Source organism: Rhizobium sp. RHZ02, from assembly GCF_014851575.1.
Classification (GTDB): Bacteria; Pseudomonadota; Alphaproteobacteria; order Rhizobiales; family Rhizobiaceae; genus Rhizobium; species Rhizobium altiplani.
On the sequence record NZ_JACUZX010000020.1, the window covers coordinates 1 to 23,470 of the forward strand.

The 23,470-nt window shown below is 59.0% G+C and carries 22 protein-coding genes and 1 tRNA gene; 20 read left to right on the forward strand and 3 right to left on the reverse strand.

The genetic code is table 11. The features are described from left to right. Nucleotides 1-267: hypothetical protein (locus IB244_RS31910; protein ID WP_210334312.1), on the forward strand; the 267-nt coding region annotated here is incomplete at its 5' end. Between the two features lie 127 nt (nucleotides 268-394). Here IB244_RS31910 and IB244_RS22805 read toward each other — a convergent pair. Next, complete coding sequence (locus IB244_RS22805) at nucleotides 395-1,381, reverse strand: sterol desaturase family protein (protein WP_246734602.1); 987 nt, start codon at nucleotides 1,379-1,381, stop codon at nucleotides 395-397. A 230-nt stretch (nucleotides 1,382-1,611) separates the two neighbouring features. Here IB244_RS22805 and IB244_RS22810 point away from each other — a divergent pair, with 230 nt between their 5' ends. From IB244_RS22810 to IB244_RS22900, 19 genes are all read left to right on the forward strand, one after another. Beyond that, nucleotides 1,612-2,514: a DMT family transporter gene (locus IB244_RS22810; RefSeq protein ID WP_192305675.1), complete on the forward strand. Its 903-nt coding sequence runs from the start codon at nucleotides 1,612-1,614 to the stop codon at nucleotides 2,512-2,514. Between the two features lie 273 nt (nucleotides 2,515-2,787). After that, a complete protein-coding gene (locus IB244_RS22815) occupies nucleotides 2,788-3,537 on the forward strand; it encodes a GntR family transcriptional regulator (RefSeq protein WP_192305677.1) in 750 nt (249 codons plus the stop codon). A 68-nt stretch (nucleotides 3,538-3,605) separates the two neighbouring features. Then, nucleotides 3,606-5,123, forward strand: a complete 1,518-nt coding sequence (locus IB244_RS22820; RefSeq protein WP_192305679.1) for a putative N-acetylmannosamine-6-phosphate 2-epimerase — start codon at nucleotides 3,606-3,608, stop codon at nucleotides 5,121-5,123. A 45-nt stretch (nucleotides 5,124-5,168) separates the two neighbouring features. Then, nucleotides 5,169-6,500: an extracellular solute-binding protein gene (locus IB244_RS22825; RefSeq protein ID WP_192305681.1), complete on the forward strand. Its 1,332-nt coding sequence runs from the start codon at nucleotides 5,169-5,171 to the stop codon at nucleotides 6,498-6,500. A gap of 52 nt (nucleotides 6,501-6,552) precedes the next feature. Beyond that, nucleotides 6,553-7,419, forward strand: a complete 867-nt coding sequence (locus IB244_RS22830) for a carbohydrate ABC transporter permease (RefSeq protein ID WP_192305683.1) — start codon at nucleotides 6,553-6,555, stop codon at nucleotides 7,417-7,419. 2 nt (nucleotides 7,420-7,421) lie between these two features. Then, complete coding sequence (locus IB244_RS22835) at nucleotides 7,422-8,243, forward strand: carbohydrate ABC transporter permease (protein ID WP_192305685.1); 822 nt, start codon at nucleotides 7,422-7,424, stop codon at nucleotides 8,241-8,243. A gap of 103 nt (nucleotides 8,244-8,346) precedes the next feature. Then, nucleotides 8,347-8,718 (forward strand): hypothetical protein, encoded by a 372-nt coding sequence (locus tag IB244_RS22840; protein WP_192305687.1) that lies wholly within the window; start codon nucleotides 8,347-8,349, stop codon nucleotides 8,716-8,718. 421 nt (nucleotides 8,719-9,139) lie between these two features. Then, nucleotides 9,140-10,579 (forward strand): exopolysaccharide biosynthesis polyprenyl glycosylphosphotransferase, encoded by a 1,440-nt coding sequence (locus IB244_RS22845; RefSeq protein ID WP_210334313.1) that lies wholly within the window; start codon nucleotides 9,140-9,142, stop codon nucleotides 10,577-10,579. Between the two features lie 305 nt (nucleotides 10,580-10,884). Next, complete coding sequence (locus tag IB244_RS22850; protein WP_192305689.1) at nucleotides 10,885-11,256, forward strand: VanZ family protein; 372 nt, start codon at nucleotides 10,885-10,887, stop codon at nucleotides 11,254-11,256. Between the two features lie 106 nt (nucleotides 11,257-11,362). Beyond that, nucleotides 11,363-12,400, forward strand: a complete 1,038-nt coding sequence (locus IB244_RS22855) for a LacI family DNA-binding transcriptional regulator (protein WP_192305691.1) — start codon at nucleotides 11,363-11,365, stop codon at nucleotides 12,398-12,400. Between the two features lie 385 nt (nucleotides 12,401-12,785). Beyond that, the gene (locus IB244_RS22860) at nucleotides 12,786-13,016 is read left to right on the forward strand and encodes a hypothetical protein (protein ID WP_192305693.1); all 231 of its coding nucleotides are present in this window, start codon (nucleotides 12,786-12,788) and stop codon (nucleotides 13,014-13,016) included. Between the two features lie 188 nt (nucleotides 13,017-13,204). After that, a tRNA-Val gene (locus IB244_RS22865) sits at nucleotides 13,205-13,280 on the forward strand. 280 nt (nucleotides 13,281-13,560) lie between these two features. Then, a complete protein-coding gene (locus IB244_RS22870) occupies nucleotides 13,561-13,833 on the forward strand; it encodes a hypothetical protein (protein WP_192305695.1) in 273 nt (90 codons plus the stop codon). Nucleotides 13,834-14,244: 411 nt separating this feature from the next. After that, nucleotides 14,245-15,324, forward strand: coding sequence for a Gfo/Idh/MocA family protein (locus tag IB244_RS22875; protein WP_210332916.1), 1,080 nt, complete (start codon nucleotides 14,245-14,247; stop codon nucleotides 15,322-15,324). A gap of 12 nt (nucleotides 15,325-15,336) precedes the next feature. Next, nucleotides 15,337-16,239: a sugar phosphate isomerase/epimerase family protein gene (locus tag IB244_RS22880; RefSeq protein ID WP_025658231.1), complete on the forward strand. Its 903-nt coding sequence runs from the start codon at nucleotides 15,337-15,339 to the stop codon at nucleotides 16,237-16,239. A 65-nt stretch (nucleotides 16,240-16,304) separates the two neighbouring features. Beyond that, entirely contained in the window at nucleotides 16,305-17,537 is a 1,233-nt protein-coding gene (locus tag IB244_RS22885) for an ABC transporter substrate-binding protein (RefSeq protein ID WP_018856680.1), read from the forward strand. A 111-nt stretch (nucleotides 17,538-17,648) separates the two neighbouring features. Next, nucleotides 17,649-18,551, forward strand: a complete 903-nt coding sequence (locus tag IB244_RS22890) for a carbohydrate ABC transporter permease (protein ID WP_018856679.1) — start codon at nucleotides 17,649-17,651, stop codon at nucleotides 18,549-18,551. Next, the gene (locus tag IB244_RS22895; protein ID WP_192305697.1) at nucleotides 18,548-19,375 is read left to right on the forward strand and encodes a carbohydrate ABC transporter permease; all 828 of its coding nucleotides are present in this window, start codon (nucleotides 18,548-18,550) and stop codon (nucleotides 19,373-19,375) included. The genes IB244_RS22890 and IB244_RS22895 overlap by 4 nt, the downstream gene beginning before the upstream one ends. Continuing rightward, nucleotides 19,372-20,442 (forward strand): ABC transporter ATP-binding protein, encoded by a 1,071-nt coding sequence (locus tag IB244_RS22900; RefSeq protein ID WP_192240006.1) that lies wholly within the window; start codon nucleotides 19,372-19,374, stop codon nucleotides 20,440-20,442. The genes IB244_RS22895 and IB244_RS22900 overlap by 4 nt, the downstream gene beginning before the upstream one ends. Before the next feature lie 39 nt (nucleotides 20,443-20,481). Here the strand turns inward: IB244_RS22900 and IB244_RS22905 are convergent, their stop codons facing one another. Both IB244_RS22905 and IB244_RS22910 read right to left on the reverse strand, forming a co-directional pair. Further along, nucleotides 20,482-21,513, reverse strand: a complete 1,032-nt coding sequence (locus IB244_RS22905; protein WP_192305699.1) for an aldo/keto reductase — start codon at nucleotides 21,511-21,513, stop codon at nucleotides 20,482-20,484. A gap of 47 nt (nucleotides 21,514-21,560) precedes the next feature. Next, nucleotides 21,561-23,459: an ABC transporter ATP-binding protein gene (locus IB244_RS22910; protein ID WP_192305701.1), complete on the reverse strand. Its 1,899-nt coding sequence runs from the start codon at nucleotides 23,457-23,459 to the stop codon at nucleotides 21,561-21,563. Nucleotides 23,460-23,470 lie beyond the last annotated feature (11 nt).

Sequence of the window (23,470 nt, forward strand, 5' to 3'; positions counted from 1 at the left end):
CAGGGAAACCTCAAACTGATTTTGCAAGGAAACAGCCCGTTCGGTGGCTGTTTCCGGCAATTAGAAGATCTGCAGATCCTTCGATTCCTATGTCTAATCAGCAGCTTCCGTGTTCTTCACGGCCGACTATTTACCCAAAATCGCGCGCAATATATTGTCAGACCAAAGGGAACAATGCCCTTTCCAATCGAACCATTCTTTTTTGCGGTGTTGATAACAGTCGGCTGTGCGACTAATGCGCCCAGAGGTTTCTGCGTCGAGTTTTAGTCAGGCGGGCGTCGCTACGGGAGACGCCATTCGATCGGTTATCGGAACCATAAGGCAGCCCTTAAACCGCATTGAGCGCTGCAGGGCCGATCGTTGTCAACTGACAGTTCCTCGCAGAATGGCCACTCTATTCTAGTTCGGGGTTACCGTTGGGTTCGTAACGCGCCTGCCGAGACGCACCGCTCGCAGGATGACCTTTGATCGATGGCGGCTTCCGCCCCAGGATCTGCCTGAACCCTTTCGCAGAAAAGGGCTGCACAAGTTGCGCCAGAAAGCCCTCGGCAACCCTTCCGCTGATTCCGATCTCGGCTGGCGGTCGGCGCGCGGGATTGAAATAAGTGCCGAATATCTGATCCCACAATACGAGATTTTCGCCGTAGTTGGTGTTGCCTTCGGCCAACACTCTGGAGTGATGCCATCGATGTAATCGGGGTGTACTGAAAATCCGGTCGAGGGGACCTGTCCTGACATCGATGTTGCAGTGGGTGAGAAGGCCGATGAAGGCCGTAACGGCGCTGGTCCAGAGAAAGACCGGCAAGGGCGCGCCCAAGAGATAGAGGGGGATCTGGCTAAGCGCGATCTTGAAGAGCGAATCGACGACGTGAAAGCGGCCGGTGTTGACGACCCACAGGCGCTCGACGCTGTGATGCAGGGCATGAAACCGCCACAGCGAAAGAAACTCGTGCGCAGCACGATGCGCAACGTAGAGACCGAACTCAGCGATGATCAACCCCAGCACGACCTGAAAGGCGACAGGCCAGTGATCCGGCCAAATTGATGTTGGCGATGTGACTGCCGGCTGCACAACAGTGGCAATCGCAATCGGGGCGGACGCTCCGATCGCCGCGGCAAGCTGCACGCCCCCCTTTGTCAGGAGCGTATGTGCGATGTCGTTGAATGTTTCGCCATCATGCTTCAGCCATTCCTGTTCATAGGGCATCAGCCGCTCGAAGCCTGCGATCGCCGCCACGATCGACAGATAGACAACGTTGAACCACAACAGCGGTGCCTCACTGTTAAAAGCCCAACCCGCCCCGATCAATCCAGCCGCAAAGATTGCGGGCCATAGTGCCCACGACGCCGCCAAGTAAAGCGCCGACTTGCCTTCATTCATCACGCGCACCCTTCTGCCTTGCGTCAGATGGCGCATGATACACCCCAGTTGTGCCCACGAGGCAAGGCCCGATGCGAGGTTCTTCCCACATCATCAAAGCATTGGCGTCACCGCGAGCGCCAAGACGCCGGATTGGCCGAGGCAGCTTTGCACTATGATTTCTTGCGATTGTCACGAGGCGAGCTTCTTGCTAGGCGTCACGCACAAGACGTAACTCCCGCCGCAGGCCAATGCTCCAACGATCCCCTGACCCCGCCCCGAGCCCGCTCGTCGGAATTGCGCTCGCATGTTCGGGTTATTCACTGTTTGCCATCCAGGACGCAGTCGTGAAGTGGCTCGTGGCGGACTACGCTGTTCCGCAGATCCTCTTCATGCGCAGCATCATGATTGTTGTTATCGCCGGCATCATGGTCCGCCGGCTGCGCCATCCGTCAATACTCAAGAGCCCACACCGGAAATCGCTGCTGTTGCGGGCGGGGCTCATGCTTTCGGCATGGATGGCCTATTATACGGCTGCACGCCATCTCGGTCTCGCCGAGATCACGACGATGTATTTCTCAGCACCCATCATGGTCGTGGTACTGTCGATCCTCATTCTCAAGGAAAATGTCGGGCCGATGCGCTGGCTCGCGTGCATCGGCGGGTTCGCCGGCGTGCTGCTTGCCGCTAATCCAGCAGAAGCGCCAAGTCTCGTACCGGCGGGGATGGTCATCTTCGCAGGCTTCTGCTGGGCGTGGAGCACCGTCCTCGTTCGTCTTGTCAGCCGCACCGAAAGCACGCTGAACCAGATGATGGCAACAAGCTTCCTGTTCGTTGTCGCCTGCGGCGCGATGCTGCCATGGCTGTGGAAGACGCCGGATCTGTTCGGTTGGGCATTGATGATCGGTCTCGGCATTGTCGCTGCAGCCGGCCAGTATTTGCTCTACGAGGGCTTCCGCCATGCCCCCGCCTCAACGCTTGCGCCGATGGAATATAGCGGCCTCGTCTGGGCGTTCCTGTATGGCTATCTGATCTGGTCGGAGGTCCCGACGGTCAATGTCGTGGCAGGCGCAGTCCTCATCGTCGCCTCCAGCCTCATGCTTGTATGGTGGGAGCGCCGACAGGTGCTCTCTGCCCGTCGCCTGACGGCATAGATCATAGCCACGCTGTCAGTTGTGAGGTTCTGCGCGCGTGCCTCTGGCCTTGCGCGTGTCAGAACAAACAGACCTCAGGCCACTATCGAGCCTGTGCATCAGCACGGCCGGTCGCAATCATCCTTCCACCGTCAGGCTGGCTCTCGAAGACCTTGCAGGTGCAGCGCGATCATCGCAATTCGAGAGCAATTGCATGACCGGCATAATACCAGTATAGCTCCAGATGGCGATTTCCAAGAATCTTTTGGCAATCGATCTGTTGCGAGGATAGGCATGCCAGGTATCAGCTTGATCGAACTTGTAGCCAAGGAACTGAGCCTGACGGCGCCCGATGTGCCGCTTTACAAACGGCTCAAATCGGCCATTGAAGCAGCCATTCGCTCCAATGCCGTGAAGGCAGGCGCCGTTCTGCCGGGAGAGCGGGTTCTTGCCGAGAGCCTGTCCCTCTCACGCGTGACGGTTCGCAAAGCCTTGGCATTGCTTGAGGAAGAGGGTCTTCTCAATCGCCGCCACGGCTTCAAGACGGAGGTCGGATCGCGCGTCGAGAAGTCGATGTCGACTTTGACGAGTTTTTCGGAAGATATTCGCGCTCGCGGCATGGTGGCCGGATGTGTGTGGATTTCCAAGCACATAAGCCGCCCTTCGCCAACGGAGATGATGGCGCTCGGGCTGTCAGCCAATGCAAATGTGATCCGCATGAAACGCGTTCGCACAGCGGATGGCGCACCTATCGCGGTCGAAACGTCAACCGTGCCGACGCGCTTTCTTCCCTCGCCCGATCTGGTCCGGGATTCACTATACGAAGCGCTTGAGGCGCGTGGCTTCATGCCGCAACGGGCAATCCAGCGCATGCGTTCGAGAGCAGCAACCAGCGAAGATGCGCGCCATCTTCATTGCGAGGTGGGCGCACCACTTCTGATGACCGAAAGACGGTGCTTCCTGCCTGACGAGCAGATCGTGGAATACTGCGAGACACGCTACAAAGGTGACGTCTACGACTTCGTCTTCGAGCTTCAGCGATAAGACCAGATACAAACTGGTTGTAATCTGGTATTTTCCTTTTATCGTGATACCGAAATGGAGTGTCACGAGTGCAACGGGAAGACATCAGGAATAGCCTTATCGTATCCTGCCAGCCGGTTCCCGGTGGGCCGATGGATCGTGCCGATTTCGTCGCTGGCTTTGCGAAAGCGGCACTGAACGCCGGTGCCAAGGCACTGAGGATCGAGTCAGTTGCCTATGTGAAAGCTGTTCGTCCCGTCGTTTCCGCTCCGATTGTCGGCATCGTCAAGAGGGATCTTCCAGACAGTCCGGTCCGCATTACACCTTTCGTCTCCGACGCCGAGGCGCTTGCCGATGCCGGTGCCGACGTCATCGCCTTTGACGCGACGGATCGGCCTCGCCCGGCTTCGGTGGAGGAACTGGTCCGCATCATCAAGGCGAGGGGCAAGCTGACGATGGCGGACTGCTCCTCTCTCGATGACGCCAGGCGGGCCCTTGCCGCAGGCGTCGATTTCGTTGGCACGACACTCTCGGGCTATGTTGGCGGACCGGAACCCGTGGACCCGGACATTGAGCTCATCGCGGCGATGCGACAGCTCACGCCCTATGTCATCGCCGAAGGTCGCATCCGTTCGCCGGAGCAGGCTCTGGCGGCCGCGCAAGCGGGGGCGTTTGCGGTCGTCGTTGGTTCAGCCATTACCCGCACCGAGCATGTGACATCATGGTTCAATGAGGCGATCGCCAAGGCCTATAATAGCGCAAACCGCGAAACCGTCCTCTCGATCGACATTGGCGGCACCAAGACGATGGCAGCACTCGTCAGCGGCAGTACCGTTCTGGAAGAGATCGTCGTTCCGACCGCGCGCGACGCTGGACCGGACGCCTGGCTTCTAAAAGTGGCCGAGAGTACCGCAAATTGGCGGAACCAGTACGAACGGATCGGGATTGCAGTGACCGGCTTCATCGAAGGCGGCGCCTGGTCGGCGCTCAATCCGGCAACGCTTTCAATTCCTGATCGCTACCCTCTGGTCGATCGCGTCGCTGCACTGTTTGGCAAGCCCACTTTTGCCGTCAATGATGCGCAGGCTGCAGCCTGGGGCGAGTACAGGTTCGGGGCGGGGTCAGGTGATGATCTTGTTTTTTTGACGATCTCGACCGGTATCGGAGGAGGGGTTGTCATCAACGGCAAGCCGTTGTCAGGGCTTGCCGGCCACTTTGGCCTGATCCGGTCACCATCGCAGGGGCAGGCTCCGTTCGAAGATCAGACGTCCGGCAGATGGATTGCGAGCGAGGCCCTGAAGACCGGCCACCCGATCGACGCCGTCGAGGTTTTTGAGCGCGCGCGCAACGGTGAAACTTGGGCAGCCGATATCATGTCCCTTTCGGCCAATCGCGCCGCGACGCTCTGCCGGGATATCCAGCTGATGTTCGATCCCGATGTGATCGTGATCGGCGGCGGCATCGGCCTGGCGGAAGGCTATCTCGATCTGATGCGCAGCCATCTGTCTGGCATGTCGCCTCGGCTCACTCCGCGTCTGGTGGCTGCAAAGCTCGGCCGCCGCGCCGGTATCATTGGCGCTGCAGATCTTGCTGGTGAGGGCAGGTAGCGGCGGGCGAATGGCATGAAACCTGATAAAAGAAAGGGAACGACGATGAAATCCATAACCAGGTCTCTTCCGACACTGGCTGCGCTCCTTGCGAGCGTCGCACTGCCGGGTATTGCAAACGCGACTGTAACGGTGCTCGGCTGGCCCGGTGGCTCGGAGGAAACCGCGCTCAGAGCAACGGTCGAAGCCTACAATGCTCAGGCCGGCATCAGCGACGCCGACAAGGTGCAGTTGCTGTTCTTCAACCGCGATGGCTTCTTCGACAAGCTGCAGGCCGACATGGCCGCCGGCTCCGATGCCTTCGACGTCAATCTGGTTGCCACTTATTCGATCGGCCGTTACGCGCCTTACATGGAGCCTGTCGAACTGGGCTCGGACGCAGCAAAGGTGTTTGGCGAATCCGTCCTCAAGACGATGCAGTTCGATGGCAAGCAATATGGTGTGCCAACGGATCTTTCCCTGCACTTCATGTACTACCGCAAGGATCTCATCGACGCCCTGATGAAGGACGAGGCGGCCAAGAAGACCTACGGGGAAATCGCCCAGAAGTACCTCGGCAAGGAACTCCAGCCGAAGGACCCCGACAGCTGGACCTGGGACGATTGGGCAGCAACTGCGCTCTATTTCAGCAAGCAGGCGAATTCGGCAAGTCCCGTGCGCTACGGCACTGTCCTGCAGATGAAGAACCTGCTTTTCAACATGATGGTCTTCCAATCCCTGCCACGCTCCTACGGCGGCAACTGGATGGACAAGGACGGCAAGATCACCGTCGATTCCGATGCGTACAAAACCGGCCTCGAGCTCTACAAGAAGCTCTATGATGCAGGCGCTTCCCCGAAGGATTCGCTGAGCTACGAGTACGCCGAGACCAATGCCGCCTATGGCTCGGGCCAGGCTGCAACTGCGCTGCAATGGAATGCAGCAGCGGCCGATCTGACCAACGCTGAAAAGTCGCCGGCCGTTGCCGGAGTGACCGGCATCGTCGCGCCGCCCGCTGGCCCCGACGGCCGCGCGGATCACATCCACGGCCTCGGGCTTGGCCTTAACAAGAATGCCAAGAACAAGGAAGGTGCCACCAAGTTCCTGAAATGGCTGGCAAGCGAGGATGCCGCACTTCTCTACGCCAAAAGCGGTGGTTCTCCGGCCCTTTCGCCCGAAGTCGTAGCCAAGGTCGCCAGCGAGCGTCCTGATCTCGTCAAACTCGGCGAGTTCGCGAGCAAGTATGGCTATGTGATGAACGGCGCCACCTCCGCCAATGCCTTGTCGGTCTATGAACTTCAGGCAAAGGAATTCACGGGCTACTGGGCGGGCCAACAGGGCCTCGACGACGCGCTTGCCCATGTGAAGACGGGCATGCAGGATCTCCTGAAGAAGTAAGACGAACCCGGCGTCAGGTTTCGCCTGGCGCCGGCACACCCGGCGGACCATAATGGCTATTGTAAAACGTGCCGAAGGCAGAGCTTATCTCGCACCGCTTGTGGCATTCCTGCTTCTCTTTCTGGGCTTTCCTGCTCTCGTCAACCTCATCTACTCGGTCTCTACCGTGAGCTTCGAGAACCTGCGCAGTCCGAGCCTCAGCGGGCTTGGCAACTACGCATCTGTGCTGGTCGACCGAGAGTTCTGGCAGGCTGTATCCTTCTCGATGCGCTTCGGCATCCTGACCGCGCTTGCCGAATGCCTGATCGGCCTGTTCCTTGCGATCTTCCTTGCGCCACTGCTTGCGAAGCGATCGTTTCTGATGGCGCCGTTGATGCTGCCATTGATGGTGGCTCCCGCAATGATCGGCCTGATGTATCGGCTTGTGCTGCACGAGTTTGCCGGGCCGGTGCCCTATTATCTTTTCCTGTGGTTCGGTGACAGCCCGGCCTTCCTCGACATCAATAATGCCTTTCGCACGCTGATCGTCGTCGAAACGCTGCAGTGGACGCCGTTTGCCTTTCTGCTCTTTTATATGGCCTACGTTGCGATACCGCTCGATGTGCGGGAAGCGGCCGAGCTCGACGGCGCCCCCTGGTTCAAGATCCTGTGGTGGATCGAACTGCCGCTGATGCTTCCCACACTCGTCATCGCCTTCTTCATCCGCTTCATCGATGGCTTTCGCGTATTCGACAACGTTTACGCGCTGACCGGCAGTGGCGCCGGGGGATCAACGACATCGCTTTCGATCTACATCTACCAGGCCTTTTTCAAGGAGGGCGCCATCGGCAAGGCGGTTGCGGCATCCGTCATGCTGTTCGTCGCCTCGCTTGCGGTGCTCTATGCTCTCAACTGGCTTGCCGGTCGCAGGAGGAGATAGCGATGCTGAACACTGCTCGTTGGCTCGTCTTTGCAATTGCTACGCTCGCAATGAACTTTCCGGTCATCGTTACACTCGTCACCTCGTTGAAGAGCGCGAGTGAACTGTCAATCAATCCCGGTCTCTGGATAAGCCAACCGACACTTGAGAACTACCTTCGGGTTCTGACACACACGGATCGGTTCAATATTTACTCGTATCTCTTCAACAGTACCGTTGCCTCGCTCATCGGAACGAGCCTTGCGATCCTTCTGGCCTTCCCGGCGGCCTATGCCATTGTTCGAAGCGAGGCGGGCAAGCGCACCCTGTTGCCTGTGATCATCAACCTGCGAGCCGTGCCACTGATCATTTTCGCCATCCCGCTTTATATGATGTATCAATGGCTTGGCCTCCTGGATACGCGGCTTGGGCTGGGCCTGATCTTGACGATTGTCAATACGCCACTTGCGCTCGTCATCATGGTCAATGCCATTTCCGACGTGCCCCTGGAACTTGACGAAGCAGCGAAGGTGGATGGCGCCAGCTCCTGGCAAGTGATGCTGATGATCATCCGGCCCGTCGTCAGGCCGGCATTGGTGACCACCTTCATCTTCGGCTTCATCACCGCCTGGAACGAGTTCCTGTTTGGCCTCATGCTGACGACCAGCCAGGCCGTTCCAATGACCGTCGGCGCCTCCTTCTTCTTTGCCGCCAGCGGAGGCGGGGTGCAGTGGGGAACCGCATCGGCCGTCATGATGCTCGGCGCGCTGCCGCCTGCGGTGCTCGGTCTCGTCATGTACAGGCAGATTTCCGGCTCAATGACCGCCGGCGCCGTGAAGGGGTAGGGACACCTGCAAGCCCCAAGATCTCTTCCGAAACCCGGAGGAATCTTGTCGCTCAGCGTTTGCTAATATACCTTTGCAGGGTTGGCAACGAAGGAGCCGGGCCATGCTGAGACTATCTCTTGTCGCCTCCGCCCTGCTGTCATTATCCGTGCTCAGCGCTTTCGGTGACAGCCCCTGGTATCGGATGGTTCCGGTACCAAATGCGCCAGGCTGCAACGTTCTTGCCGACCCGGGCGGCCGGCCCATTTTGCAGCGTTACGAAAAAGGCGGCACGCGCATGTATGGCATCGGTGGCAAGGCATGCCCGGAAAAGTTCCCGGGAATAGACTCCGCCAAGATTTCGATCGCGCGGTCGATCACGACGGACGGGAATTTTGCGCGTATCACAACAAGGACACGCAAGCTGGTGGTCACCCGCGCGGGCACCGGCAACAACTATCAGTTCGCAGTCAACAAGCTGGACGTACCGAGATAGCCGAGCCCAGCGGTTTGCCCGAAAACCTCAATGTTTTCAGGTTCGACAGCGATCCCGGTTACATGGTAGGGCAGGAAGCGCGGTTCCGGCGCGCAAATCGCAAAACGACCTGGCTTCCGCTCGGCAAAAATGGCGCAGGTCGGCGACGAATCCGGCGCATGTAACGCCGCTCTGAGATAACGACACGCGAAAGTGGGCGGATCCAAAGAACAGATCTGAATCAGAGACCATACGCGAATACAAATTAATAGAAACCCATCACAAAAATACAATCTATGCTGCGTATTCTCAAACTATACTTTCCATGATTCGAAATATATTCAGACATTGTCTCAACGTTACGCAATAAGGCGTATTCGAGGATAATTGTTGGGCACGTTTAACCCATGCTAACTATACGGCAGGGTTGAGGGTGTGCTTCATGACCATTCCAGTCGAACAGAGCTGGGGCCCGCATCTTTCGGTCAAGAGCGACCGGAAATGGTTCGGCTTCCACAGCATCGCGATTACCTGCATCGCAGCGGCGTTCGATTTTGTCGTCCTCCTTGCGGCGAGCGCCGCAGGGCATTTGTTCTATGAGCAGATTACCTACGGCACCCTGGCTGACCCGTCACGCTACATCGGGATCGGTTTGCTTGTGGCAACGATTTTCGTACTGGCGATGTTCAGCGTCCACGCTTATCGACCAAGCGAAATGTTCTCCTTCCGTCGCCAATTGTTGCTGATCGTCGCGTTCCTCCCGGCCGCCCTGTTCTTCCTTTTCGCAGTCATCCTGTTCCTTAAGATCGACATGACGATTTCGCTGGGCGCAATCGTCACAAGTGCGGCCCTCTCTTTAAGCGGACTGACGGCGTTGCGCTTGTTCTGGTATCGCTACCTTAACAGGGCGATGGCGCGCGCGGTGTTCCCCACCCGTCGGGTCCTGCTTGTATGCCCAGGCGCGATGTCGACGGAACCGGTCGTTCAACGTGCCGCACTCAGCGGTCTCTCCGTTGAGCATACGATGCGAATTTCCGAGGGTGATCATTCGCTGGCTTCCACGAGCGACGCTTATGTGAAAAGCGGCATAGGCGACGTCGATGAGGTCTTGGTTGCGTGGAGCGACTACGGCAATTTGCGGGCGCTCGAGGAGTGTCTGAACACCCTGCGCCAGTTCTGTGTGCCGGTAAACGTCATGTTCGGTGGAGTGGTCGGTGATGTCGTCGAGGGCTTCGCGCAGACTGTCGGAGAACGGCGCGTATTTCAGACCCATCGCCCACCGCTCGAGCTTTACGAACGCGGGCTGAAGAGAGCGTTCGATATCGCCTTCTCGATAGCCGCGCTTGTGGTCATGTTCCCGATCTGCGCTGCGGTTGCGGTCGCCATCAGGCTCGACAGTCCCGGACCGATTTTCTTTGCGCAGTCGCGAAAAGGATATAACGGACGGACATTTCGGATCCTCAAGTTTCGTAGCATGTCTGTCATGGAAAATGCCGGTGACGTACGCCAGGCGACACGCAATGATCCCCGCGTCACCCGAGTTGGCGGCTTTATTCGATCAACAAGCCTGGATGAGCTGCCGCAGTTCTGGAACGTTCTTAGAGGTGACATGTCTGTGGTTGGCCCGCGTCCGCATGCGTTGGCGCACGATGATCTCTACGGAGCGCTTATTGCCCAATACGCATCCCGTCGCCACGTCAAGCCGGGCCTGACAGGCTGGGCCCAGATCAACGGATGCCGAGGCGAAACCCCGACCGTGGATCGCATGGTTGACCGCGTTCGCCACGACATCTGGTACATCAATAACTGGTCGCTGTGGCTCGACGTGAAAATAGTCTTCATGACGATGGGCACCGTGATTGGCCGCCACAACGCCTACTAGCTCGTCATCGTTTGCAAGTGTTTGCAAGGTGCGTACGTGATACGTCCGTTTCGCCCACGGCTTTCCTGCACTCACCGATTCGGAGCAATTCCTCTACAGATCACGGACGTCTATTGGCCCGAGAACGAGCGTGCAGCCATCTGTATGACACCTCGCTGAAGGCGATGGGATGATGACTGCCTTTCACAAAAGGACGGTGCTCTTCAAGAGATGCCGAGGGTTTTGCAGATGGACGGTATTCTTGAGGCTTTCGCTTTCTTCGCATAGTTGTAATTTGCAATCTCTTGCAAACCGGCGATGACAGGATGTCCGACGTGTCCGACCAAATTGCCAGCGGGCTGACCTTCGTCGTCGTTGCCCAAGCAGTTGCATGGCTACTGCTTGTCTTCATCCTCTTCGTGACGATCGCTCCCATACGGCTGCGTCCGCGGACGATCACTCACGTCAATCTTGACAGAAGCCTTGCTTTCGCGGCGATGGCTTTCTTCTTTGTGCTTGGCTATTCGCAGTCTCCGATGCTGATTGCGATCAGTTGCACTGTTGGCGCCGGCCTTTCGGAATTACTTCAACTGCTGTCGCCGTCACGACATGCGCGACTGCCAGACGCCGTGGCGAAATCCGTCGGAGCCGCCGCCGGCGCTTTGGCAGCGATAGTAACGCTGTCGACCGCTGTGTGAGCAAGAATTGACGCTACGGCTGCGGGTTGCAATCGCGCTTTCCGGAAACGTTTTTGTATGGCAGATAGGGACCTGACGCGTTCAATCCGGAGGAAGATTGCCGCAAATGAAGGGAATTCGCCAACTCGCCAAGCATCTCGACATTTCGATCGGGACCGTTTCGCGTGCGCTGAACGACAGGCCCGACGTCAACGAGGAAACCCGCAAGCGCGTGCTCGCGGCGGCAGAGGAGCTGGGTTATGTGGCAAACCAGTCCGGCCGGAGCCTCCGACAGGGCACGACCAATGTCATCGGCCTGATGATCGAGTCCAGCAAGGAAACGGTCGAAAACAGCGACAACTTCTTCCTCGGCGTTACTGGTGGCCTGCAGAGTGTGCTGTCCCGTCACAAACTTGATCTGTTGATGTTGCCGTGCCCAAACGACGAGGATCCGCATGAATACCTCAAGCGCATGGTCGCGCGACGCATCGTCGATGCGATGATCATCTCGGCGACGCAGCGGGTCGACAAGCGCATCGATCTTCTGGTGAAGGCCAAGATCCCCTTTGTCGCGCTTGGCCGCAGCACCTCCGGCGGAAGCCACCCCTGGATCGATCTGGACTTCGAGGGCGTTGCAGCCTGCGCTGTCGATCGTCTCGTGTCGAAGGGACATCGCCGTATCGCGATCGCGGCGCCATCCAATGACATCAACCTCGGCTATATTTTCGTCGATGCCTATCGCCAATCACTGGAGCGCCACGGCATAGCGTATGATCCGTCGCTGGTGATCCGCGTCAAATCGAGCGAGCAGGGCGGCTATCAGGCCGGTCATGAGATGCTACGGCTCGACAGCAAGCCGACGGCCATCATTCTGATCTACGAGTTGATGGCGATTGGTCTCTATCGGCGCATGAACGAGGCGGGCATCGTTCCTGGTCGAGATCTGGCCGTTATCGGCTTTCGTGAGGAACCTCGCGGAAAATTTCTGCAGCCATCGCTAACCTGCTTCCGTATGTCACTGCGCGATCTCGGCGTCGAGCTCGCCGAGACCTTGCTCGCGACGATGCCGGCTTACGCCGAGCATTATCCCAGGGGTGCCCGCAACACGATCTGGCCCCTTGAGCTCGTCGCGGGCGAGAGCGACGCCTTTTCGCTGGAGGCATAGTCTCCAGCGTGGTCGGAAGGCCCTGCTCATCGCTTTCCAGTGCAGGCGGTATCTCGCTCCGCGTGAACGCGCGTGAGGTGAAGACGAAGTTCAGCAAGACGAGCATCGTCGACTGCTTTCCGATAGGAGACGGCGTCGAAGGTATTGTAATCGACTGGATCACCCGAGTTGAAGGCAATGCGCGCCGGAGGAGATGCCCCTCTCTTCCTACGACACCATTCAAGCCGTGGATCGGCCGGCACAGCATCGAGCTTGAATTCCTGACCACGGCTGCTCCCGTGCGCCAGGTCCTACGGAAGGCGGCCGCTGCCGCAGGTGTTCCCTACTTCACGCCACATGCGATCCGCTCCACAGTCGCTAAGCCCTGTGATGAAGGGCCGCTTCTTTGCGGGATATGAAGGCGCTCAGCCAGAACCTCGGTCAGAAGCAGGTGAGCACGACGTCGAAGTACTATGGTGATGTCGAGCCTCACGTGAAACAGGAGCTGTTCCGGAAGATGCGTGACAAGCAGCGGAACCCGGGCGCCCGCGACATAAGCGACCTTGCCGAGCAGGTCGACCTGGAGACGCAGGATGTGGTTCGTAAGATCCTGCAGATGGCGCTGGACAAGAAATAGTGACATGTAGTGCGCAGTGGCAGACATTTGCCACCGCGCATCGGCTTGGTTGGCCCCTAGTGGTTCGAGCCCTGCAAAGCGCTTCCGAAAAAATAAAAAAAATCTTCACAAACGCTCTTGCGGTTTCCCCACGATCCGCATAAATCACGGCCACCGACGCGGCGGACCAAACGGGACCGATTTCGCGAGGGCGATTAGCTCAGTTGGTAGAGCGCCTCGTTTACACCGAGGATGTCGGGAGTTCGAGTCTCTCATCGCCCACCATTCCTTCTCCTTGAAATGGTTGAACTATCTGATCTTGCTGCACTTTGCGCCATCCCTCTTGGTACACAAAGGTGGTGCACATGGGTCTTGCGATGCCGTGAACGTCGAGTTCCCATCCATCCCGAGTTACTGAAAGAGGGGCTGATAAGCCCCTCCACCCCGTGGGTGTATCCGCTCGATTCGAACTTCGCCATTAGGGCGACGGTAAGCCTCTTCGACGTTGCAGCTTGTCGCAGAATTAGACTTTGCCGATACTCTCCTCGGTTTCTGGAGGGTCGCAATGCAATACGTGATGGCTGCTGTTGTTGGCGTAGGCATCGGCTTCTTCGCCTTTTGTTTGCTTGCGCCGCTGCTCCAGAGGGTGCGCCTTGCTACGATACAATTGGATGGCCTGTCAGAGAGCGAGAGGCGCTTCAGAGCGGTCTTTGCGGTCATGGCAGAAGGGCAGCGGCAGTCGCTCCTCGACCACCACATGCAAAGGCTGGGGTGCAGTAGAGAGCAGGCGATGCGATACGCGGTTGAAGACAGAGAGCGCGATATCAATCGATGGTGAGCTCAGGCCGCGCTTACGAGCGCCTACCCGTTGCCAATTATTTTGCCTGCCTGACGCTCGCGGCTATCGCTCTCAGGCTCCCCAACCGCCCGCTTGTCATCTGCTGACTTCTCTTCAGCGTGATGCTTGCGCTCTGCCTCTTGGTCTTGGGCCTTGCGCTGATCGTGGTTGTCGGCACTCGGCATAGCGATGTCCTCTCTGTCGCTCGCATCGGGAACGGGCGGGCCGGACACGCGCAGGGTCCGAAGCCATTTACCGCGGCGAAATCAGTCAGATTTTTTCCGTGCTGCGGTGCAGCACGTATTAATCTAAAGCCCTAGGTTTGCAGGTGTTTTCCGCAGCATTTCGCACTGTTTGAACCACTATTGACACCAAGAAACGTTTCCGCTTAGTATCGTAAACGTTTACGGGATGCGTTTCGGGAGGAAAACCGGAAACGATCCACCGGAGGAAATCGTGATTTTGAATGCCGTTCTATGCGGGTGCGGAGCCATGTCCAAAGGCTGGTTGCGCGCCATCAAGGAAACCCCGGCTCTTGCAGCCGCGATCGAGGTCAAGGGCCTCGTCGATGTTAATCCGGCAGCCGCGGAAGCACTTGCCGCCGAGTTCGGTCTTGAGGGCGCTGTCATCGGCAGCGATCTTGCCGACGTCATCGCCAGGACCAAGGCCGACATCGTATTCGACGTCGTCATACCGACAGCCCGTTTCAATGTCGTCTCGACGGCGCTGAAGGGAGGTTGCCATGTTCTCAGCGAAAAGCCGATGGCGACCTCGCTTGCAGAAGGAGCCGCGCTGATCGATCTCGCCGCCGAGACCGGCAAGATCCACGCCATCATCCAAAACCGCCGCTTCATCTCCGGTGTCCGCCGCATGCGCCGCTTCGTCGAGAGCGGGGCGATCGGTGACCTGACCGCCATCCATTGCGACTTCTTCCTCGGCCCGCATTTCGGCGGTTTTCGCGAGGAGATGGACAATGTGCTTCTGCTCGACATGGCTATCCATACCTTCGACGCAGCACGCTATGTCGCTGACAAGAAGCCGCTTGCCGTCTATTGCGTCGAACGCAATCCGACCGGATCCTGGTACAAGCACGGCGCATCCGCCAATGCCACCTTCGAATTTTCCGACGACGTCGTCTTCACCTATCGCGGCTCCTGGTGCGCCGAAGGTGAGCGCACGAGTTGGGAAAGCGAATGGCGTCTCGTCGGCTCGAAGGGCATGCTGACCTGGGATGGCGGCGATACATTCAATGCAGCTGTCGCCGGCAAGGATCCCGGCCTCCTGCACGGCTTTACGCCCGTAAACGTTCCCGAGCCCGCGCACGAAGAAGAAACGCACGGCCATGCCAGCGTCATTGCAAGCTTCGTCGAGGCGATCAAGACAGGCAAGCGGCCCGAAACCGCAAGCTCCGACAATATCAGAAGCCTCGCCATGGTCTTCGGCGCGATCGAAAGCGCCAAGACTGGCAAGCGCATCGAAATTTCAGCATAAGGAAAAGCGATTGTGAGCAACCCCGCCAAGTCCATTCGTATCGGCACCATGGTCAGCGCCTCCAAGGGCGGCGCCGACAAGCGCATCGGCCAGATTGCCGATATGGGCTTTGAAAGCTTCGAACCCTTCTTCTGGCAGACGACCAACGGCCAGGATCTGGCCGAACTCGGCAAACGCTCACGCGACGCCATCGGTGACCGTGATATCACGATCTCGACGCTCGGCATGTTCGGCAATCCGCTGGAAACGACCGACATCGACCTGCAGACGCTGCAGGGCTGGAAGGATTGCATCGACAATGCTCACCATTTCGGCGCAACCTGCGTTGCCGGCTTTACCGGTCGAATCCGCAACAAGCCGCTTACCGACAGCCTGCCGCGCTACAAGGAAATCTGGAGCGAGCTTTCAAAGCGCGCCGCCGACAAGGGCGTCAAGATCGCGTTCGAAAACTGCGCCATGGACGGCAACTGGGCGACCGGCGACTGGAACATCGCGCACAACCCGGATGCCTGGGAACTGATCTTCAACGAAACGCCGGACGATCATATCGGCCTTGAGTGGGAGCCCTGCCATCAGATGGTCTATCTGATCGAGCCGCTGCCGCAGATCCGCAAGTGGGCCAAGAAGATCTTCCACGTGCACGGCAAGGACGCGACGATCCGCTGGGACGTCATCAAGGAACATGGCATTTTCGGCAAGGAGAAATTCGTCTTCATGCGTACTCCAGGCTTCGGCGACAGCAACTGGACGGACATCATCTCCGAATTGCGGCTTGCCGGCTGGTCCGGTTCGATCGATATCGAAGGCTGGCACGACCCTGTTTATCGCGACGCGCTGGAAATGACCGGTCAGGTCTATGCGCTCAACCATCTCAAGCATGCCCGGGGCGCCGATTTCGTCGTCGATCCGGTTTGATGACATCGCGGCCGGCGAGGAGGAATCGCCGGCTTCCGACAGGATAACCACAAAGGAGGAGAACTATGGGTATCCGCAAGTTTGCAATGATCGGCGCCTTGGCGCTCGCAGGCGTTTCTCTCTTCGGCCTGGCCGCCAAGGCCGAAGACGTCACCTTGACCCTCTGGTCGCTGGACAAGGACATCCAGCCGGCGCCGAACCTCGTCAAGGAATTCAACGCCCAGAACAATGGCATCAAGATCGAATATCGTCTGATCCAGTTCGATGATGTCGTCACCGAGGCCATGCGCGCCTATGCCACCGGCCAGGCCCCTGATATCATCGCCGTCGACAACCCCGAGCACGCGATGTTCTCTTCGCGCGGGGCCTTCCTCGACATTACCGACATGATCAAGGGATCGTCGGTCATCAAGCCGGAAAACTACTTCCCTGGTCCGCTGAAGTCGGTCGAATGGGACGGCAAGTACTACGGCGTGCCGAAGGCGACCAACACGATCGCGCTCTACTACAACAAGGACATGTTCAAGGCGAAGGGCCTCGACCCGAACAAGCCGCCGCAGACCTGGGACGAGCTTGTCGAGGATGCCCGCAAGCTGACCGACCCCGCAAAGAACGTCTATGGTCTCGCCTTCTCGGCCAAGGCAAACGAGGAAGGCACCTTCCAGTTCCTTCCCTGGGCACAGATGGCGGGCGGCGGTTATCAGAACATCAATGCCGAAGGCGCGGTCAAGGCGCTTGAAACCTGGAAGACGATCATGGACGAGAAGCTTGCTTCTCCGGACACCTTGACGCGCGGCCAGTGGGATTCGACCGGCACCTTCAACTCCGGCAATGCCGCGATGGCGATCTCCGGTCCTTGGGAACTCGACCGCATGACCAAGGAGGCGAAGTTCGACTGGGGCGTTGCCCTGCTTCCGGTTCCGAAGGAAGGCGCTGAGCGATCCTCGGCAATGGGCGACTTCAACTGGGCTATTTTCTCCAGCACGAAGCATCCGGCCGAAGCCTTCAAGGCACTGGAGTTCTTTGCCTCGAAGGACGACAAGATGTTCAAGAACTACGGCCAGCTTCCGGCCCGTTCCGACATCACCATCCCGGAAACCGGCGAGAAGCTCAAGGATGAGGCGCTGAAGGTCTTCATCGAACAGCTGAAGTACGCCAAGCCGCGCGGCCCGAATCCGCAATGGCCGAAGATCTCCAAGGCGATCCAGGACGCGATCCAGGCTGCCCTGACCGGCCAGATGAGCCCGAAGGACGCGCTCGATCAGGCTGCCGACAAGATCAAGGCTGTGCTCGGCTAATCCACTCTGCATAACCGGATGGCTTTCGGGCCGTCCCTACCATTTCCTCCCGGCAGGGGCTGTCTTGCAGCGCAAGCTTCAGGCAGCCCCGTTCGGAGTATTGGAGGATCGATGAAACGGATTCTTTCAAGCGTCAGAGACGGCCGCGGCTTCGACATCACGCTGGTCGCCTTTCCGCTGGCCTTCCTGTTCCTGATGGCGGGACTGCCGCTCATCTACAATGTGGTGATGAGCTTCCAGGAGGTTGACATGTTCAGCCTCGGAACCTTCTCGCGCCCCTTCGTCGGCTTCAAGAACTATACCGATCTCTTTGCCCAGCCGGAAACCTGGCCGATCCTCGGCAATACGGTGATCTTCGTCGTCGGCTCGATCGCAGGTCAGTTTCTGATCGGATTTGGCCTGGCGCTGTTCTTCTGGGTCAATTTCCCCGGCGCCTCGTGGCTGCGCGGCCTGTTTCTCGTCTCCTGGGTCATGCCCGGCCTTGTCGTCGGAGCGATCTGGAACTGGATTCTCTCGGGCGATTTCGGCGTCCTCAACTTCATCCTGAAGGAGAGCGGCATCATTAGTAGCAACATCTTCTGGCGCTCCGATCCGCATTTTTCGCTCTATGCGGTCATCATCGCCAATGTCTGGCTGGGGACTGCCTTCAACATGATCCTGCTGTCGGTCGGCCTGTCCGGCATCCCCGGTGACCTCTATGAAGCCGCCGAACTCGACGGTGCCAATGCCTGGCAACGCTTCTGGACGATCACGCTGCCGATGATGCGTTCCACGATCGGCGCCATCATCGCACTTGGGCTTATCTTCACGCTGCAGCAGTTCGATCTCTTTGCCGCCATCACCTCGGGCGGCCCGAACAACTCATCCAACGTCACGCAGTACTGGGCCTGGGACCTGTCCTTCCGCCAGTATGATTTCGCCAAGGGCGCGACCATCTCCGTCATCATGATCATCTTCGTCATGTTCGCCTCGGTCGTCTATGTCCGCTCCACACGTCATGAGGTGCGCGGATGAGCGATACGACACGCAACCGCCTTATGCTCGTGATCGCCATCCTCATGGCGGCGATCTATCTGTTCCCGCTCTACTGGATGTACATCACGGCCCTCAAGGGCGGGTCCGAGATGTTCGCAACGCCCCCGAGCTTCTGGCCGGGCGACCCGCAATGGGGAACCTTCGGCTATGTCTGGGAAAGCCGCGGCATGGGCCGGTATCTCTGGAACTCGCTGGTCATCGCCGTCGGCGCCGTTACCCTGATCACCGTTCTTGGCGTCGGCTGCGCCTATGTTCTGGCGCGCTACCGCAACGTCTGGGTCGATATCGGTCTGTTCATGATCCTGATGCTGCAGGTCCTGCCGGCATCGTTGATGGTGACCCCGATCTTCGTCGGCTTCTCGCAACTGGGCATGCTCGACTTTCCGCGCCTTGCCGTCATCATCGCGATCGCCGCCAAGAGCATGCCCTTCTTCGTCGTCCTGGTGCGCGCCACCTTCATGGCGGTGCCGATGGAACTCGAGGAGGCCGCGCTCGTCGATGGCAACAGCCGCGTCGGTGCCTTCTTCAGTATCGTGCTGCCGCTTGCCCGCAACGGCATCCTCGTCAGCGCCATCCTCATCTTCATGCAGGCATTCGGTGAGTTCGTCTACTCGAAGTCGATGATCCAGGCTGCCGAGCTTCAGCCGGCGAGTGTCGGTCTCAACTCCTTCATGGGACCGAATACCAACGAGTGGAACAACATCATGGCCTACGCCACGATGTATGTGACGCCGATCCTCGCCATCTTCGTTCTCTTGCAGCGCCGCATCGTATCCGGCCTCACCTCTGGAGCCCTTAAATGACCAATCAGATCGAGCTCAGCGGCGTCAACAAGCACTACGGCGCGTTTCATGCCCTGAAGAACATCAACCTGTCGATCGCAAAGGGCACCTTTGTTGCACTCGTCGGTCCGTCCGGCTGTGGCAAGTCCACACTGCTTCGTTCGCTCGCAGGCCTTGAGAGTATCTCTGAGGGTGAGTTGAAGATCGCCGGCGAGTTGATGAACAACGTGCCGCCGCGCAAGCGCGATGTCGCCATGGTCTTCCAGTCCTACGCGCTCTATCCGCACATGACCGTCGAGGAGAACCTGACCTACAGCCTGCGCATTCGCGGCGTCGCCAAGGCGCAAGCCAAAAAGGCGGCGGAGGAGGTCGCTGCTACAACTGGCTTGTCGCATCTGTTGAAGCGTTACCCGCGCGAGCTTTCCGGCGGCCAGCGCCAGCGCGTTGCAATGAGCCGCGCCATCATCCGCCATCCGAAAGCATTCCTGTTCGATGAGCCCCTCTCCAACCTCGATGCCGCACTGCGTGTTCACATGCGCAAGGAAATCCGGGCGCTGCACGACCGTCTGCATGCCACCTCGGTCTATGTCACCCACGACCAAATCGAGGCCATGACAATGGCCGACCATGTGGTCGTCATGCGCGAGGGCGTGATCGAGCAGCAAGGCAAGCCTCTCGATCTCTACGACAAGCCCGCCAACAAGTTCGTTGCAGGTTTCATCGGCTCACCGGCCATGAACTTCATCCCGGCGGTAGCAGGCGAAGACGGCAGGAGCCTGACCATCGATCTCGGCAGCGTGAAGCACAAGATCGCGATCGACCATCAGATCCAGCCAGGCCGCAAGGTGACTGCCGGCATTCGTCCCGAGCATATCGGCGTAACCGCACCCGGGCAGGGCACCTTCGATGTGCCTGTCGCGGTGGTGGAATCCACCGGCTCATCCACCTTCGTCACGGCGGCGACGACCCCCGAGCTGACGATCGTCGAGACGGGCCGCGGTACAGCACGCGCAGGCGAAACGGTCGGCGTGACCGTCGATCCGTCGCAACTGCACCTCTTCGACGACGCGAGCGGCGTGCGCCTCTGAAGAACAAGGCGGCCGGAAAATTCCGGCCGCCCGCCAATCCTACCGCCCGCCTTCGATCTTGCGATGGCGCTGGTTTGTGCCGCCAGCCCCATAGGGATAGTCGGCCACATGCGGCTGGCTGACATCGCTAAGCTTCGTCATCTCCTCTTCGGAAAGCAGAAGCTTTGCAGCAGCGAGATTGTCTGCGAGCTGCTCGCTCGTCCGGGCTCCGAGAATGACGGATGTTACCGCCGGTCGCGCCGCAGTCCAGGCAAGGGCGACCTGTGCCATGCTCACACCACGGGCCTTGGCGATCGCCTCTACCGTCTCGATGATCGCCCACGTCCGCTCCTGCGCATTCCGCTGGGCGTAGGATTCCATGCCGCGGCTCGGGTTTTCCCCGAGGCGGGTAGCGCCCGTCGGCGTCTGGTCGCGCCGGTATTTGCCCGTCAGCCAACCGCCGCCGAGCGGCGACCACGGCAGTAGCCCCATGCCGGCATCCTGGCATGCCGCGACGATTTCCAGCTCGATGTCGCGCACCAGCAGATTATATTGCGGTTGCAACGTTACCGGACGAGTGTAGCCGCGTGCCTTGGCGATTTCGGCTGCCTTGGCGATCTGCCATCCGACATAGTTGGAGAAGCCGTAATAGCCGATCTTGCCGGCAGAGACGGCGTCGTCGAGGAAGCGCAGCGTCTCCTCGATCGGGGTCAGTGCGTCCCATGCATGCATCTGATAGAGATCGATATGCTCGACGCCGAGCCGCGAAAGCGAGGCGTCAAGCGCCTGGTTCAGGTGGCGGCGCGAAAGGCCGATGTCGTTCGGACCTGCCCCCATCGGAAACCGTCCCTTGGTCGCGATCACGGCTTGCTTTGCCTCGCTCGGGCGCGCCTTCAGCCATCGCCCGATGATTTCCTCGGACTTGCCGGCACTGTAGACATCGGCCGTATCAATGAAGTTTCCGCCCCAGGCGAAGTAGTCGTCGAGCAGTTTGTGCGAAGCAGTTTCGTCGGCCTCTGCGCCGAATGTCATGGTGCCAAGGCAGTAAGCGGTCACGATAGCGCCGCTATGGCCGAGCTTGCGGTAATCCATGGAAGATCCTCCTCTTCGAATAGTGACGTTGCTTGGAAGGCTTGATTTTAAGTCGCTGAACCGTTCGCCGTCGTCTCTTCGAGCACGGCATCCGGAATATCGTCGAAGGACGCGTAGTTCAGGTTATAGAGCCGCGAATAGAGCTTGCGGTTTTTCATCAGCTGCTGGTGGTTACCGCTTTCGATCAGCTCGCCATTCTGCAGGACGATGATGCGGTCCGCCTCTCTGATCGTGGCGAGGCGGTGTGCGATGACCAGCCCTGTTCGGTTTTCGAGCAGCTTGACGAGCGCCTTCTGGATCAGCATCTCGGTATAGCTGTCGATATTGGCGGTTGCCTCGTCCAGCACCAGGATTTTAGCATCGGCGACCAGCGCACGGGCAAAGCTCAAAAGCTGGCGCTGGCCGAGCGAGAGATTGCCGCCGCGCTCGCCGAGCATGCTGTCATAGCCCTGTGGCAGGCGCATGATGAAGTCATGAGCGCCGACCGCCTTGGCCGCCTCGATGACCTGTTCGCGTGTCGCTTCCACCTTGTGATAGCGAATGTTCTCGAACACCGTGCCCGTAAACAGGAACGGCTCCTGGAGAACCATGGCGATCTGGTTGCCAAGCGAATCCTGCGTCAGGTCGCGCACATCATGCCCACCGACCAGGACTTGTCCCTGCTGAACATCATAGAAGCGATGGATCAGCGACATGCAGCTCGACTTGCCGGAACCGGTTGGCCCGACAAGGGCCACGGTTTCGCCTGGGTTCACCTTGAAGCTCACATGCTTCAGGACCGGGTGCTTGGGATGATAGCCGAAAACCACATCGCGGAACTCGACGGAACCATCCATATCGGCGGAAAGCTCCTTTGCGTCAGGCGCGTCCCTGATTTCGACTGGAACATCAAGAACCTCGGTCAGTCGTTGTCCGGAGGCCATGGCGCGCTGCATGACCGAATATTGCAGCGTCAGCGAGCGAATCGGATCGAAAAAGCGTTGGATGTAGAACAGGAAAGCGACGAGCACGCCGACATCGAGCGCCTGATTGAGAACGCGTGCACCGCCAACGACAATGACAAGCGCCATGGCAACGCCGGTCAGGGAATCCACGATCGGCACCATCACCTGGGCGTAGCGCGCTGCTGTGAGGTGCGTCTTCAGGTTTGCCCTGGCCTTATCGTCGTAGAGCGTGAAATTGACGCCCTGGCGATCCATGCTCTGGACGGCGCGCACGCCGTGGATGGCCTCGGCCAGCGCCCCTGCGGCAACGGAATTGGTCTCATGTGCTGCCATGAAGGACTTGCGCGCCAGCGGCAGCCAGAAGAGGCGAACGACAAACAGGATCGGCAGGACCGAGAGCGTCAGAAGACCGAGCTTGAAGTCGAGATAGAGCATGACGAAGACGATGCCGAACAGAAGCGTGATATCGCCGACAGACAGGACCGACGTTTCCAGGAACTCCTGCATCGAATTGACGTCGCCCTGCAGGCGCGACATGAGACGGCCGACCTCGGTCTTGTCCATGAAGGAGAGCGAAACCCGCTGGAGATGCGAAAACATCGCCTTGCGGATGTCGAAGAGCACCTCTTCCGCGACGTTGCCCACCAGCGTCTCTTGCCAGTAACTGGCGCAGTAGTTGATGAGGATCGCGGCGAGAAAGGCGATCATCGCGAAGGTCAGCGCCTGATGACTTCCACCCGGCTGCATGCCGTGATCGATGGCGTAGCGGATGATCAGCGGGATCAGCAGCTGCATGGCCGTGAACGTCAGGACGGCAGCGACCGATAGCAGAACCTGCCTGCGGTATGGGTGCACGAACGCCCAGATGCGCTTGATGATGTTGCCATCGAAGGCCTTGCCGAACATCTCCTCTTCAATGCGATGCGAGCCAACGACGGCGCGCGGCGGTCGGCGCCCATCCTCGCGAACGTCGGAGCGTTCGGTTTCCAGTTCCTCGGCCATTTCATTCCTCC